We start from the raw sequence: 14,651 nt of genomic DNA, 5'->3' as shown, positions 1-14,651 counted from the left end.
AGGAGTCCCGGTGACGCAGAGCGGACAGGGAAACGAGCCGCAGCTCCCTGCGGCCCCGCCCGCGCACGAGGGCGTCGTGCCGCCTTCCCGCCCGGCCGCCCCCGCCGGACCGCCGCCCGGGCAGCCCTGGGGCGGTTCGTGGGGGCCGCCGGTCGCGGCGCAGCGGTCGCCGCTGCCGCCGGAGATGCCGCCGGCCCGGCCGGGCGCGTCCGACTCCGAGGCGACGCAGTACCTCCCGCCCATGGGCGGGACGCCGATGCCGGGCACGCCGCCGCCGTCCCCGCCGTACGCGCAGGAGTTGGGCCGGGGGGACGCGGCGACCCAGTACCTCCCGCCGGTGCCCGCCGCCGCGCCGAACCGTTCCGCCGCGGCGGACGACGGGGGTGCGCCCCAGTACCTGTCGCCGTCACCGGTCCCGCCCGCGCCGCAGGCGCGGCCCGCCGGTGTGCCGGACGACGCACCGGCGACGCAGTACCTTCCGCCGATACCGGCCGCCGGCCTGCCGGACGACGGGGCCGCGACGCAGTACTTGCCGCCGGTCCAGGGTGCGGGGGCGCCCTCCGCCGGGCCGGCCGACGACGCGGCGGCGACCCGCTACCTCCCGCCGGTCACCGGCGGCGGGCAGGGCGGCGACGGGGCGGCGACGCAGTACCTTCCGCCGGTGCCGGGGGCCGTGGCGCCGGGCATGCCCGCCGCCGGCCTGCCGGACGACGGGGCGGCCACGCAGTACCTTCCGCCGGTCCGGGGGGCCGGTGCCCCTGGTGGGCCGGACGACGCGGCGACGCGGTACCTGCCGCCCGTTCCGGGGGCGGGCGCGCCAGCCGGCGGCGGGGAGCGCACGCCGCCCATGGAGTTCGACACGCTGTTCCGGCAGAGCGCCGCCGCGCAGTCGGCTCCGCCCCCGCCGGGCCCCCGAATACCCGGGCCCGTGCCCGGGGCGTACGCGCCGCCGCCCGCTCCGGCTCCGGATCCGGTCCCGGTCGCGCCCGCCCGTTCCGGGCGGGGGAAGAGCCTCGCCGTCATCGGCGGCGTCGTCGCCGGCTGTGCCGTCGCCGGACTCGCGGCGGGAGCGCTGTTCTGGGGCGGGGGTGACTCAAAGGACAAGGAACAGGAGCCCCAGAAGGCCGCCGCGGCCACGGCCGGGCCGAGTGCCCCGTCCACTCCGAAGGCCGCCGGGAGCAAGAAGCCCAAGCCCGTCGACCCGGCCGAGGGGCAGGCCAAGGCGCTGTACGCGCTGCTGAAGGACAGCGGCAGCAGCCGGGACAGCGTCATCAAGGCCGTGGATTCCACCAGGAGTTGCAAGAACCTCGGCAAGTCGGCCGCGGATCTGCGCGCCGCCGCGAAGGACCGCAACGGCCTGGTGGACCGGCTGCGCAGGACGGACGTGGACAAGCTCAAGGGCCACGCGGACCTGACCGGGCAACTGACCAGGGCGTGGCGGGCGTCCGCCGCGGCCGACAGCCACTACGCGGCCTGGGCCGACAAGGTGGACGGCAAGCACGGCTGTCACAAGGGCCACGCCCGTCCCACGAGGGATGCCGTCGCGGCCGACCGCGCCAGTGGCGAGGCGACCGCGGCCAAGAAGCGGGCCGCCGGTCTGTGGAACCCGATCGCGAAGAAGTACGGGCTCCCCCAGCGCCAGTGGACGCAGCTCTGAGGCGGGAACGTACGATCGACTGCTGTGCAAGGTTCGGAGAAGTCTTCCCGTCGCGGCCGCCGCTCGACCACCATGGACGGCATGCCGCTGAATGACATGCCGTGGTGGCGCTGGCGGGCCAACGTCCGCTCGGCGCTGCACATGCTCGCGGACGAGGCCTTCCAGCGGGAGTGCTGGCTGGCCGGACGCGAGGAGTACGGAGACGTGACCGACGCCGTCTACCGCCTGGTCGAGGACACCTGGCTGGACAACTGGTCGGCCGAGAAATACGTCGGGACGGTCTTCCGTGACTCGGGCGAGGCCGCCCTGGTGGACACGGCGGTGCTGCGGGTGCTGCGGATCATGCACCAGGTCGGGCCCGACGCACCCGTCTCGGCGTACCTGGAGCACCACGGGTGGCCGGAGGTCGTCCGCGCGGCCCGTGAGGCGCACGTGCGGCTGGCCGCGGGGGACGGGGACGACCCGGACGTGCCGCCGAGGTCGCTGCCCGTGCTGGCCATGCTGACCAAGGTGTGACCAAGGTCTGATCGAGGTCCGATCGAGGTCCGATCAAGGTCTGACCGGGATCGAGGGCGGGGAGGAGCGGAACCTCGTGGTCCGGAGGGGGTCCGCGGGTGTGCGACGCTATTGGGCTATGAACGCCTCGCAGCCCGTCGCGCCCGTGCGGCCCGCCGCCCAGCCCGACCAGTACGTCCTCACCCTCTCCTGCCCGGACAAGCAGGGCATCGTGCACGCGGTGTCCAGCTACCTCTTCATGACCGGCTGCAACATCGAGGACAGCCGGCAGTTCGGCGACGGTGACACCGGTCTGTTCTTCATGCGGGTGCACTTCAGCGCCGAGGCGCCCGTGACGGTCGAGAAGCTGCGGGCCAGCTTCGCGGCCATCGGTGACTCCTTCCAGATGGACTGGCAGATCCACCGGGCCGACGAGAAGATGCGGATCATCCTGATGGTGTCCAAGTTCGGGCACTGCCTCAACGATCTGCTGTTCCGCTCGCGGATCGGGGCGCTGCCGGTCGAGATCGCCGCCGTGGTCTCCAACCACACGGACTTCGCCGAGCTGGTCGGCTCCTACGGGGTCCCCTTCCATCACATTCCGGTGACGAAGGACACCAAGGCGGAGGCGGAGGGGCGACTGCTGGAGCTCGTCCGGGACGAGAACGTCGAGCTGGTCGTGCTCGCGCGGTACATGCAGGTGCTCTCCGACCAGCTGTGCAAGGAGCTGTCGGGGCGGATCATCAACATCCACCACTCCTTCCTGCCGAGCTTCAAGGGCGCGAAGCCGTACCACCAGGCGCACGCGCGGGGTGTGAAGCTGATCGGCGCCACCGCGCACTACGTGACGGCCGACCTCGACGAGGGGCCGATCATCGAGCAGGAGGTCGAGCGGGTGGGGCACGAGGTGACGCCGGAGCAGTTGGTGGCCGTCGGGCGGGATGTGGAGTGCCAGGCGTTGGCGCGGGCGGTGAAGTGGCACAGCGAGCACCGTGTGCTGCTGAACGGCAGCCGGACGGTTGTCTTCGCCTGACGGCGTGGTTTTCTTCTCCCCGCCCCTCCCCCAGAGGGGGCACCCCCATTTCACCGTTTCCTCCGGGGCTCCGCCCCTCGGCCCGGCACCGCGCTCCGCGCGGTGAGCGGGGGCTCCGCCCCCTGCGCCCCGGTCGCCCTTCGGGCGGAGATCCGGGCGTCGGGTTGACGCGCGCGATGGCGGGCGGCTTGCCCCTGCGTCCTGACTCGCCGTCCGGACGGCTGCCGGGGCTCCGCCCCGATGGCCGGGAGGCAGCGCCCTGTGGGGCGCCGGGCGCCGCTCCCGCTGTGGGGTGGGTCCGGTGCCGCTCCCGTTGTGGGGTGGGGGGCTCCGCCCCCGCGCCCCGGGACTGCGCTCCGCGCAGCGTCCTTGAACTCCCCTGGGGGCGGCACCCTGCTGGACCGGGCCGTATCTCCGAGCCCGGGGCCGAGCCGGACCCGCGTCGGTCTGCGCCGACGTCCGCCCGCATGGGTGCCTGCCCGCACAGGGCAGGCTCATGCGGGCCACGCGCTCATGCGGGCCACGCGCTCATGCGGGCCACGCGCCCGTGCGGGCCCCCGCCCAAGCGAACTCCCCTCCCACCCCGGGCCTCCGCCCACCCCCCCTCGCATCACATCCGCGACAACGAAGCCGTCGCGAACAGCACGTCCCGTACCGCCTCCCGGTCGCCGTCCTGGCCCGCCGCCGCCTCCTGCGGGAGCATGCGGCCGGCGGCCAGGCGGCAGAACTCCAGGCCGTCCAGGGCCACATGGGCCACCTCCGTCCCGGGGGCGGCCTTGGCGGCGGGGGAGTCCAGGGCGATGTACCAGTGGCCGCCGCCGCTGCCCTCGATCTCCAGGTGGAGGGCGCGGCCGGGGGCGCCCGCCGTGGTGAGGGTGTGCGGGGGCGGGGCGAGGCCCGCGCGGCGGCGGCCGGCGATCGCGCGGGGCAGGAGCCGGGCCGCGAGGTCGATCATGTGGTGCATGTGGGACGGGGAGGGCGGCGTGTAGGGGTAGGCGACCGCCTCGGCCACGTCCTCCGCGTGCACCCAGCACTCGAAGGCGCGGTCCAGGAACGCGTCGGACAGCGGCAGGCTGAACGGGCCGTACTCCACGGTCCGTTCGGCCGTGCCCTCCTTGGCGAAGGAGGCGCTCCGTATCAGGGCGCGGCTCTGGTCGCGCCAGGTCGCGTGCGTGCCCGCGGGGGCCTCGCCGGAGGCGGCGGGCGGCGCCGGGAGGCCCAGGAAGCCGGCGACCAGGCCGTCCACCGCGGTGAGGTGGGTGATGACGGCGGCGACGTCGACCTCCCGCTCGGCGGGGGCGCGTCCGTCGAACCAGGTGAGCCGGACCGGGGCGGTCCAGTCCGCGTCGTCGATGTCCCTCAGGAGGGCGTCGAGGCGGGCGGTCTCGGCCTCGTAGGGCGCGGCCCAGGCGGGCACCGGGATCTTGGCCGGGCGGCGGCCGAGGCAGTGCGCGAGGACCCGGGAGCGCAGGCCGGGGTCGAGGTCGAGGCTCTCCTCGTGGTGGAGGAGGGCGACCGCGTCCCGCAGCCGGAGGGCCTCGTCGGCGCAGGCGGCGCAGTCGGTGAGGTGCTCCTCGACGGCCGCGGTCTCCTCGGCCGAGCAGGCGGCCAGCGCCCAGGCGCCGAGCAGGGACTTGAGGACCCGGTGCGGCCGGGTCGCGTGCGTGGTCATCGGTGGCCTCCGCCGGCGGGCCGGCGCGGGCCCTGGTGGGCCGTGGAGAGCAGTTGGAGCCCCAGCCGGAGCCGGCGCCGGGCCTCGTCCTCGGTGACGCCGAGCCCGGCGGCGGCCTTGCGGTAGTCCAGCCGGCGGGAGTACGCGAGGTCGAGCGCCTCGCGCAGGGAGGCGGGCATGGAGGTGACGATGTAGTCGGCGCGGGCGGCGGCGGAGGCCGCGCGGACCCGCTCGTCGATCTCCTCGGGGCCCGCCTCGCCGACGCTCTCCGCCTGGCGCAACCGGGCGACGGCCTGCCGGTGGGTGACGTCGGCGATCCAGGAGCGCAACGGGCCCTCGCGGGGGTCGTAGGCGTCGGGGTGCTCCCAGACGTAGCCGAAGACGTCGCGGGTGACGCGGTCGGCGGCCGCCTCGTCGTCGAGGACACGGTGGGCGAGGCCGTGGACGAGGGAGGCGAAGCGGTCGTAGAGCTCGCCGAGCGCGGCGGCCTCGCCGTGCGCGAGCCGCTGCTGCATCCTGCGGTCCCATCGTGGTGGTGCGTCGTACGTCATGCCGACCCTCCTCCCGGGTGCTCCTCGCAATGTAACGGGACGGTCCGGGACCGGGCCCCGCTTCGCACCGAAATCGGGGAAGATCCAAGGGAGATCGGACAACCGGCCCGCGTCGGCCGGGCGGGGATGCTATGGCTGCGGTGCGCTTTGCGGTGGTCTGTCACGATCCGGCCGATCGGTGTGGATCGGACATGCTCGAATGTGCCGATGTGTTATGCGGGTGTGACCGGATCTATGGGGATGAAGGGTTCGAGCGGGGCATAGGCTCAACGGTGGTGGTTTATGCCAGACGGCAATTCGCGACGGATCCGGGAGGGCGACCTCCGGATCCGGGGAACCGGACGGCCGTCGCGGAGCGTACGTGCCGGCGGCCACACCGCGGAAGGGCTCAGTCCGGAAAAACGCCGGAAAGCGCGAACACCGGCGGACCGAGTGAGAAGGGCTCGAACGCGTGACGTTGAAGGTATGGGAGCGCGAGCAGGGGGACTGGGCCGTGCTCCAGGTCTGCGGCGAGATGGATCTGGTGACCTCGCCGGCGGTGCGCCAGCGGGTCCACGACGCGGTGGCGGACGGCCGGCGGAGCCTGGTGCTGGACCTGGGCGAGGTCCGGTTCTGCGACTCCAGCGGGGTCGGGGTGCTGATCGCGGCCCGTCGTCTGATGCGCTCCTGCCAGGGACAGCTGCGGCTGATCCTGCCCGCGCAGGGCGCGGTCGAGGGCTCGCACGTCAACCGGGTGCTCGCGGCGCTCGGTGTGCGCCGCCTCTTCGAGGTCTACCCGGACCTCGCGAGCGCGACGGACGACACCGACGACACCACCGGCCCGCTGTCGGCGTAAGCACGTCGGCTACCGGCTATCGGCGCAAGCACGTCAGCAGCGCGGGAAGTCGGCCCGCACCAGGAAGCCCCCGTCCTCGGTCGCGTGCGCCCGGAGCGTGCCCCCCAGACTCTGCGCGCGCTCGCGCAGGCCCACCAGGCCGTGGCCGCCGCCGGGCAGTTCCGGGCGCGGGACGGCCGAGTCCGCCGGGCCGTTGCGGACCTCCACCCGCAGGCCGCCGCCCTCCGGCTCGCCGACCCGCACCCGCACCTTCGCCCCCGGGGCGTGCTTGCGGACGTTGGTCAGCGCCTCCTGGACCGTGCGGAACGCCGCCCGCTCGACGGCCTCGGAGCGCCGCGCGTCCGGGTCGTGGGCGGCCTCGTACGTCACGTCCAGGGCGCTGAGCTCCAGCAGCCGCGGCAGGTCCGCCAGCTTCGGCTGCGGGGTGAGCTCCTCCTTGTCCGCGCCCGCCGCGCGCAGGATGCCGACCATGTGACGCAGCTCGTCCAGGGTGCGCACGGACAGCTCGCGGATGGTGCGCGCGCCGGCCTGCGCCTCGGTGTCCTCGGTGCGCACCTGCACCGCCCCGGCCTGCAGGCTGATCAGGCTGACCTGGTGGGCGACCACGTCGTGCATCTCGCGGGCGAGCCGGGCCCGCTCGGTGGCCACCACCTGGTCGGCCAGCAGCCGGTCCTCCCGCTCGCGGCTGCGCGTCAGCTCGTCCAGCCGCCCGGCCAGCTCGTGCCGGGTGCGGGAGAGCAGCCCGACGGCGATCGGGGCGGCCGCGATGACGACGGCGGTGACGGCGTCCAGCGCCAGCGCGCGGAGGTCGTGCACCGGGAGGCGGGAGACGGGGTAGGGCAGGAAGTGCGCGATCGCGAACACGGTGCCCGCCAGGGCGAGCACCCGGCGGTCCGGGGGGCGCACGGCGGCCACCGTGTAGAGCGCGATCAGCGGCGCGAACCAGATGTAGCCGATGAACAGGCCCGCCAGGGTGACGGCGAGCACCGTCAGCGGCAGGCGCCGCCGCCACACCAGGGCGAGCGCAGCGGCCAGCGAGAGCGCCAGGGGCAGCCCGGGCTCGGCCCCGTTGACCAGGAACGCGTCGGCGAGGGCCAGTGCCACGGGTGCGGCGACCGGCAGCCAGGCGGGCGGGCGGCGGGTCACCGCGGGTCGCCCCCGGCGCCGCCCGGGCCCGTCCCGGGCCGTCCGGCCGGGACGAGCCCGGCGCGGTCGGCGACGATCGCGGCCTGCACCCGGTTGAGGCCGCCGAGCTTGCCGAGGACGGCCCGGACGTGGTCCTTGACGGTGCTGGGGGCCAGTCCCATCCGCTCGGCGATCTGCGGGTTGGCCAGGCCGGCGCCCAGGTGCGCCAGCACCTCCCGCTCGCGCGGGGTCAGCGCGCGCACGGCCTCGGCGGCGGTCGGCTCCGGGGCCCCGGCGCCCGCCGACAGGTACCCGCCGATCACCGTCCGGGTCACGCCCGGGTCCAGCACGCTGCCGCCCCCGGCCAGGGTCCGCACGGCCCGGACGAGCTGCTCGGGGTCGGTGTCCTTGAGCAGGAACCCGGCGGCGCCGCCGCTCAGCGCGGCGGAGAGGTACTCGTCCGCGTCGAAGGTGGTGAGCATGGCGACCACCGGCGGTGTGGGCAGCACCCGCAGCGCGCGGAGCACGGCCAGCCCCGAGACGTCCGGCATCCGGATGTCCAGGAGGACGACGTCGGGCGCGGCGGCCAGGACGGTGTCCACGGCCTCGCCCCCGCCGCAGTCCGCGACGACCTCGATGTCCCCGGCCGTGCCCAGGATCATCCGCAGCCCGGACCTGACGAGCTGTTCGTCGTCCACCACCGCAACACGGATCACCGTCCGCTCCCTCATCCCTTCACACCCGGGGACCTCATGGGTACCCGGCACCTTCCAGCCTGCCGCACCGGCGGAGGGAAAGAGGAAAACCGGCGCTCCGCCGGCCGGCGGCGGGGTCCTCCGGTGTTTCCGGTGGTTTCCGGTGGTCTTCCGGTGGTCTTCCGGTGGATTTCCCTCCTGACCTGCCGTCCGGCAGAGTGCAGTCCATGCTGCACCATGCCGGATCCGTCCCCCGTACGCCGCCCCGGCCGCCGCGGGGGCCGCGCGCCCGCGTGCTCGCCGTGACGACCGCGTGCGCCCTCCTGGTCACGGCCTGCGGCGGCTCCCACGACGGCCGGCCCGCGGCGAAGGGCGTCCTGACGGTCTCCTACGAGGCGGCGAAGGCGCGCGACGTCCGCGACCGGGACTTCCTGCGGCAGCGCCGGCTGGCCGAGCAGGTCGCGGACGACCTCAACGGCTCGCTCCGGCTGCCCCACGACATCGCCGTCACCGGCCGCTCCTGCCCCGAGGGCGACTTCCCCGACTACGACCCGGAGACCGGGCGGGTCACCCTCTGCTACGGCTACGTGGGCGAGGTGCGGACGATGTTCGAGGACGCCGACGAGGGGAAGGCCGGGAAGGCCGGGGACGCCGGGGACGCCGGGGACGCCGGGGACGCCGGGGACCGCACCGCCGGTGTCGTCACCGAGACCCTCTACCACGAGCTCGCCCACGCCCTCATCGACCGGCTCGACCTGCGCTTCACCGGTCACGAGGAGGACGTGGCCGACCAGTTCGCCGCCTACCGGCTCATCCCCCGGGGCGCCGCCGGCCGGGCCGCGCTGCGGGCCGCCGCCGACAACTACGCCCAGTACGCCGCCGACAGCGAACCCTCGGACGACGACCCCAGCGACGAACACGCCCCGGACGCCGCCCGCAGCGCCAACTACCTGTGCTACCTGTACGGTTCGGCCCCCGGCGCCGGCCGGAAGCTCGTGGACGGCAGACGCCTCACCAAGGACCGCGCCGAGCAGTGCCAGGACGAGTACCGCAGCCTGCGCCGCGGCTGGGACGCGCTCCTGGCGCCGCACGCGGCCGGCCGCTGAGCCGCGCCCCGCTCACCTCGTTCACCCCGCTCACCCCACGAGCCGTCGCAGCGGCAGTGGCGGCGCCGGCCCCAGCGTCGTCGTCCCCGGCGCGGCCCGGTGCCCCAGGCCCGTGCGGTAGGCGTTGAGGGCCGCGTCCGTACGGCCCGTGCGCCGCAGCAGGTCGCCCAGCAGGCGGCACAGGTCGGCCAGGTCGCCGGCCGCGCCGGTGCGCTCCAGCAGCGACAGCGCCGCGCAGTAGTGCTCCTCCGCGGTGTCGGTCTCGCCCCGGTCCTCGGCCATCAGGCCCAGCAGCCGGTGCGCGCCCCCGGCGTGCACCGCGCCCCGCTCGGCGCCCAGGGCCGACGGCGCCAGCAGCGGGGCCAGCAGCGCCGCCGCCTCGTCCGCCCGGCCGCGCCGGCGCAGCACGTCCGCCAGCTCCACCTCGACCTGCACCCTGAACAGCGGGGCCTTCTTGGAGGCCAGCATCTCGCGGGCGGTGCGCAGTTCGCGTTCGGCGGCGGCCAGGTTGCCGTCCTGGGCGTGCACATAGCCGCGCATCCAGTGACAGTGCGCCAGTTCGGTGCGGATGCGCAGCCGGCTGCAGAGCTCCTGGGCCTTGGTCAGCGAGGCGTCCGCCTCGGCGAACCGGCCCTCGGCGACCAGCGTCCGCGCCACGCCCCGGTGGGTGCTCGCCACCAGCACCGGATCGTCCACCTGCGCCGCGAGCCCCAGCGCCAACTCCGCGGCGCGCGCGGCCCTGGCGTGTGCCCCCATGTCCATGTACGGCGCTATGGCCGCCGTGTAGAGCAGCAGCAGCGCGCCCGGGTCGCGCGCCTCCGAGGCGTTCAGCTCGTCGAGCGCGCTCTCCAACAAGTAGCAGCAGTAACGGAGTTCACCGGCCAGCAGGTGCGCGGTGGCCCGGCCCCGCAGGGCCGGCACGCGGCACGGCAGCGGCTCGTCCGCCAGCAGCAGCTCCGCCTCCGCGAAGTGGTCGCGCGCCTCCGCCAGGTCGCCGGACTCCAGCGCGCAGTCCCCCAGGCCCACCAGGGCCGCGGCCCGTTCGGGGACCAGCCCCAGCCGGGCGGCCTCGCCGCGGAGCGCCGCGAAGAGCGCGGCCGCGTCCTCGGCCGCCCCGGAATTCAGTGTGCGCCGGGCCTTCGCCAGGCGCGGAGCGATGTCGGCCGGCTCGTGGGCCGGTATTCCGTGGGTGCCGTTCCCGTTCACTTCCACCCCCCGGTACATGACGCCGTGATGCGCGCCGCGGGTTGCGTCCGCATACGTCACTCATGCCCAGAACGGGGGGTGTCCACAGCGTTCCGCCGTATTCCGCCGAAGCGGGCCCCGGGGGAGGGGGGTTGAGCTGCCCCCGGCCCGCCCTTTCACCGTTTCTTCCGGGCTCCGCTCGGGGCGGTGAGCGGGGGCTGCGCCCCTCGGCCCGGCACCGCGCTTCGCGCGGTGAGGCGGGGGCTCGGGGGCTCCGCCCCCTGGACCCCCGAAACCGCGCTGCGCGCGGTTGTCCTCAAGCTCCCCGGAGGGGGCAACCCCCAGACGGGCTGAAGTGCGCGCCCGCACCGGATATCCAGCCTGGGGCGGGATGTCCAGCCCACACCGGATATCCAGCTCGGGCGCGCCGACTCAGCCCGTCCGGCGTTTGAGGACGAGCGGCGGAGCCGCGATACGGGGTCCGGGGCGTAGCCCCGAAGGGGGGCCAGGGGCGCAGGGGGCGCAGCCCCCGCCTCACCGCGCGAAGCGCGGTGCCGGGCCGAGGGGCCTGCCCCGGGAGAAACGGTGAAAGGGCGGGCCAGGGGCGAAAGCCGAAGGAACCCCGGCCAGGGCCGCAGGCGCGGGAGGCGTCGCCCTTCCGGCCCGTGGGGCAAGATGTGCCCATGGGGAGTTTCGCCGCACACGACGGCGTGATCGCGGGGCGCTATCGGTTGGGGCGGCGGATCGGGCGCGGCGGCATGGGCACGGTCTGGCGGGCCACCGACGAACTGCTGGGCCGCGAAGTGGCGGTCAAGGAGCTGCACGCGGACGACGCCGGGTCGCCCGGCGCCGACCGGTCCTACCAGGACCGCACCCTGCGCGAGGCCCGCACGGTCGCGCTGATCAAGCACCCCAACGTCATCGTCCTGCACGACATCGTCGAGCAGGACGGCCGCCCGTGGATCGTCATGGAGCTGGTGGACGGCCGTTCGCTGTCCGACCGGCTGGCGGCGGACGGCCCGGTGGACCCCCGCGAGGCGGCCCGGATCGGGCTGGCCATGCTGGGCGCGCTGCGCGCCGCCCACGCGCGCGGCGTCCTGCACCGCGACATCAAACCGCCCAACGTGCTGCTGGAGTCGGGCACGGGCCGCGTCGTGCTCACCGACTTCGGCATCGCCCAGGTCTCCGGTGCCACGACGATCACCGAGACCGGGGCGTTCGTCGGCTCGCCCGAGTACACCGCCCCCGAGCGGATGGCTGGCGGGCAGGCCGGGCCCGAGTCGGACCTGTGGTCGCTGGGCGTGCTGCTGTGCACCGCGCTCAGCGGGGCCTCGCCGTTCCACCGCGACTCGCTGGGCGGCATCCTGCACGCGGTGGTCTACGACGAGATCCGCCCGCCCGAGGCGGCCGGCCCGCTGCTGCCGGTCGTCCGCGGGCTGCTGGAGCGCGACCCGGCCCGCCGGATGGGGACGGACGAGGCGGAGCGGCTGCTGCGCGGGTATCTGGACACCGGCCGCGCCCCGGCCGCTTCCGTCCACTACACCCCGACCCAGAGCAGCGTCCCCGCTCCCGCCCTCACCCCGCCCCCGGCGCCCGCCCGCGCCGTCCGGGTGCGCACCGCCCTGCTGGGCGGCGTCGCCCTGGTCACCCTGGCAGGGCTCGGCGCGGGCGTGGCGGCGCTGCTGATGATCCGGGACGAGGACGGGCGGGACGACAAGGCCGTGCCGCGGGTGACGCGCACCGTGACCGGCACCCCGCAGTCCCCGCGCGGCCCGGCGCTGCCCACCGCCTCCGCGACCCCGCCGCCCGCCGCCGCGGACGTCAAGGCCCCGCCGGGCTACCGCGCCGTCCAGGACCCGGCGGGCTTCGCGCTCGCCGTCCCCGACGGCTTCACCCGCTCGTTCGAACCGCCGCGCGTCTTCTACTACTCGCCCGGCAAGGAGTTCCGCATCGGCGTGCTGATCCAGGACCCCAAGGACGGCGGTCCGATCGGCGTGATGCGCGAATCCGCCTCCCAGGCGCCGGACCGCTACCCCGGCTACCGCGACGCACGGGTCACGCGCACCACCCACAAGGGGAACGAGGCGGCCTCCTGGGAGTTCACCTGGAACGGCTTCGAGGACACGGCGGGCCCCCGGCACACCCTCGACCTCGCCTGGAACGAGGGGGAGAAGATGTACGACGTGTGGGTCTCCGCGCCGGACGCCAGGTCGGACGAGGGACGGCGCCACTTCGAGACCGCGCTGGACACGTTCGTCCGCACCCGGCCCTTCTCCGGGCAGTAGACGGCCCGCCGCGCCGCGACTGCCGCTGAAAACAAGCTACTTGCGGGTATCCAAAGGTCGGGTGCACGTCCTACGCTCGCCCCCATGACCGACTCGAAGGACGTCGCCCCGGCCGGGGGCAACCCCGTCGCACCGGGCACGGACATCCGCACGGCGGCGGACGTCGTCACCACCGCCCTCGTCGACCGCCTCGCCCGTGGAGTGACCGGCTCCGGGGAGACCGTGAGCCACGCGCCGTTCACCGGCGAGGTCCTCGCCCGGCTCCCCGAGTCCTCGTCCGAGGACGTCGAGGCCGCCTTCGCGAGGGCCCGGGAGGCCGGGCGCCGGTGGGCCGGGGTGCCCGCGCGGCAGCGCGCCGCGGTTCTGCTGCGCTTCCACGACCTGCTGCTGGACCGGCAGTCCGAGGCGCTGGACCTGATCCAGCTGGAGACCGGCAAGGCGCGGCTGCACGCCCACGAGGAGGTGCAGGCGGTGGCCATCGGCGCCCGCTTCTACGGCCGTTCGTCCCCCGGCCTGCTGCGGCCCAGGGCGCACACCGGGGTGCTGCCATTGCTGACCCGGGTCGCCGAACTCCGCGTCCCGCGCGGCGTGGTGGGCCACATCGCGCCGTGGAACTACCCGCTGGAGCTGTCGGCCGGCGACGCCCTCCCGGCGTTCGCGGCGGGCAACGCCGTGGTGATGAAGCCCGACACCGAGACCGCGCTCAGCGCCCTGTGGGCCCGCGAACTGCTCGTCGAGGCGGGCCTGCCCGAGGACGTGTGGCAGGTCGTCCTCGGCGAGGGGCCCGTCGTCGGTCCGGAGGTGATCGCCCGCGCCGACTACGTGACCTTCACCGGTTCCACCCGCACCGGCCGCGAGGTCGCCCGCGCCGCCGCCGGCCGCCTCGTCGGCTCCTCGCTCGAACTCGGCGGCAAGAACGCGATGCTGGTGCTGCGGGACGCCGACGTCGAGCGGGCCGCGGCGGGCGCGGTCCGCGCCTGCTTCTCCTCCGCCGGGCAGTTGTGCATCTCCATCGAGCGGCTGTACGTCCACTCCTCGATCGCGGACCGCTTCCTGGAGCGCTTCGTCGCGCGCACGCGGGCCCTGCGGCTGGGCCGGTCGCTGTCCTACGGCGCGGACATGGGATCGCTCGCCTCCGCGCGGCAGTTGGCGACCGTCGTCCGGCACGTGGAGGAGGCCGTCGCCAAGGGCGCCACCGTCCTCGCCGGCGGCCGCCCGCGGCCGGACATCGGCCCGTTCTTCCACGAGCCGACGATCCTGGAGGGCGTCGAGGCCCCCATGGCCGTATGCACGGAGGAGACCTTCGGCCCCGTCGTGTCGGTCCACCGCTTCGAGGACGAGGACGAGGCGGTCGAGCGCGCGAACGCGACGCCGTACGGGCTCAACGCGAGCGTGTGGACCCGGGACGGGCGGCGGGGCCGTGCCGTTGCCGCCCGGTTGCGGGCGGGCACGGTCAACGTCAACGAGGGGTACGCGGCCGCGTACGGCAGCGCGCGGGCGCCCATGGGAGGCATGGGCGACTCCGGGCTCGGACGGCGGCACGGCGCGGAGGGCCTGCTCAAGTACACGGAGGCGCAGACGGTCGCCCAGCAGCGGGTGGTGCCGTTGGGGCCGGCGTTCGGGCTGTCAGATGCGGGGTATGCGCGGCTGATGACGGCGGGCCTGCGCGTGCTGAAGTCGCTGCGCGTGCGCTGATCTTGCCCCTGGCCCTCCCCCAGAGGGGGTACCCCCACTTTCACCGTTTCTTCCGGGGCGAGCCCCGGCCCCGTAACGCGGCTTCGCCGCGTTGACCGGGGGCTCCGCCCCCTGGACCCCCGAAACCGCGCTGCGCGCGGTTGTCCTCAAGCTCCCCGGAGGGGGCAACCCCCAGACGGGCTGAATTGCGCGCCCGCACCGGATATCCAGCCTGGGGCGGGATGTCCAGCCCACACCGGATATCCAGCTCGGGCGCGCCGACTCAGCCCGTCCGGCGTTTGAGGACGAGCGGCGGAGCCGCGATACGGGGTCCGGGG

General features: G+C 75.2%; 12 protein-coding genes. 7 read left to right on the top strand and 5 right to left on the bottom strand.

From position 1 onward, the window contains the following. Positions 1–10: 10 nt before the first annotated feature. From I5Q34_RS17265 to purU, 3 genes are all read left to right on the top strand, one after another. Entirely contained in the window at positions 11–1,657 is a 1,647-nt protein-coding gene (locus I5Q34_RS17265; RefSeq protein WP_199893184.1) for a hypothetical protein, read from the top strand. A gap of 81 nt (positions 1,658–1,738) precedes the next feature. Beyond that, positions 1,739–2,173: a hypothetical protein gene (locus I5Q34_RS17260; protein ID WP_234429052.1), complete on the top strand. Its 435-nt coding sequence runs from the start codon at positions 1,739–1,741 to the stop codon at positions 2,171–2,173. 118 nt (positions 2,174–2,291) lie between these two features. After that, positions 2,292–3,185 carry a formyltetrahydrofolate deformylase gene (gene purU, locus I5Q34_RS17255; protein ID WP_199893183.1) on the top strand — a complete coding sequence of 298 codons (894 nt, stop codon included), beginning with the start codon at positions 2,292–2,294 and terminating at the stop codon, positions 3,183–3,185. Positions 3,186–3,795: 610 nt separating this feature from the next. Here the strand turns inward: purU and I5Q34_RS17250 are convergent. Together I5Q34_RS17250 and I5Q34_RS36075 are read right to left on the bottom strand one after the other, a co-directional pair. Continuing rightward, complete coding sequence (locus I5Q34_RS17250) at positions 3,796–4,857, bottom strand: zf-HC2 domain-containing protein (RefSeq protein ID WP_374193029.1); 1,062 nt, start codon at positions 4,855–4,857, stop codon at positions 3,796–3,798. Next, positions 4,854–5,408, bottom strand: a complete 555-nt coding sequence (locus tag I5Q34_RS36075; protein ID WP_374193028.1) for a sigma factor — start codon at positions 5,406–5,408, stop codon at positions 4,854–4,856. Before I5Q34_RS36075 ends, I5Q34_RS17250 begins: the two co-directional genes overlap by 4 nt. A 451-nt stretch (positions 5,409–5,859) precedes the next feature. Here I5Q34_RS36075 and I5Q34_RS17245 point away from each other — a divergent pair, with 451 nt between their 5' ends. Next, a complete protein-coding gene (locus tag I5Q34_RS17245; RefSeq protein WP_199893181.1) occupies positions 5,860–6,243 on the top strand; it encodes an STAS domain-containing protein in 384 nt (127 codons plus the stop codon). A gap of 33 nt (positions 6,244–6,276) precedes the next feature. On the opposite strand, the gene I5Q34_RS17240 is transcribed toward I5Q34_RS17245, so the two are convergent. Continuing rightward, entirely contained in the window at positions 6,277–7,389 is a 1,113-nt protein-coding gene (locus tag I5Q34_RS17240) for a sensor histidine kinase (RefSeq protein WP_199893180.1), read from the bottom strand. Continuing rightward, on the bottom strand, positions 7,386–8,084 hold the full coding sequence (locus I5Q34_RS17235; protein ID WP_199893179.1) for a response regulator transcription factor: 699 nt from the start codon (positions 8,082–8,084) through the stop codon (positions 7,386–7,388). Before I5Q34_RS17235 ends, I5Q34_RS17240 begins: the two co-directional genes overlap by 4 nt. A gap of 206 nt (positions 8,085–8,290) precedes the next feature. Here I5Q34_RS17235 and I5Q34_RS17230 point away from each other — a divergent pair, with 206 nt between their 5' ends. After that, positions 8,291–9,169: a DUF4344 domain-containing metallopeptidase gene (locus tag I5Q34_RS17230; protein WP_199893178.1), complete on the top strand. Its 879-nt coding sequence runs from the start codon at positions 8,291–8,293 to the stop codon at positions 9,167–9,169. A 30-nt stretch (positions 9,170–9,199) separates the two neighbouring features. Here I5Q34_RS17230 and I5Q34_RS17225 read toward each other — a convergent pair whose 3' ends face one another. Further along, positions 9,200–10,375, bottom strand: coding sequence for a tetratricopeptide repeat protein (locus tag I5Q34_RS17225; protein WP_277965527.1), 1,176 nt, complete (start codon positions 10,373–10,375; stop codon positions 9,200–9,202). Positions 10,376–11,037: 662 nt separating this feature from the next. Here I5Q34_RS17225 and I5Q34_RS17220 point away from each other — a divergent pair. Both I5Q34_RS17220 and I5Q34_RS17215 read left to right on the top strand, forming a co-directional pair. Beyond that, entirely contained in the window at positions 11,038–12,639 is a 1,602-nt protein-coding gene (locus I5Q34_RS17220) for a serine/threonine-protein kinase (RefSeq protein ID WP_199893176.1), read from the top strand. Positions 12,640–12,723: 84 nt separating this feature from the next. After that, positions 12,724–14,334, top strand: a complete 1,611-nt coding sequence (locus tag I5Q34_RS17215) for a succinic semialdehyde dehydrogenase (RefSeq protein ID WP_199893175.1) — start codon at positions 12,724–12,726, stop codon at positions 14,332–14,334. Positions 14,335–14,651 lie beyond the last annotated feature (317 nt).

It is taken from the genome of Streptomyces sp. AV19 (assembly GCF_015999245.1).
Classification (GTDB): Bacteria; Actinomycetota; Actinomycetes; order Streptomycetales; family Streptomycetaceae; genus Streptomyces.
Note: the sequence above shows the minus strand (reverse complement) of the source record. Positions and strands in the feature narration are given on the sequence as shown.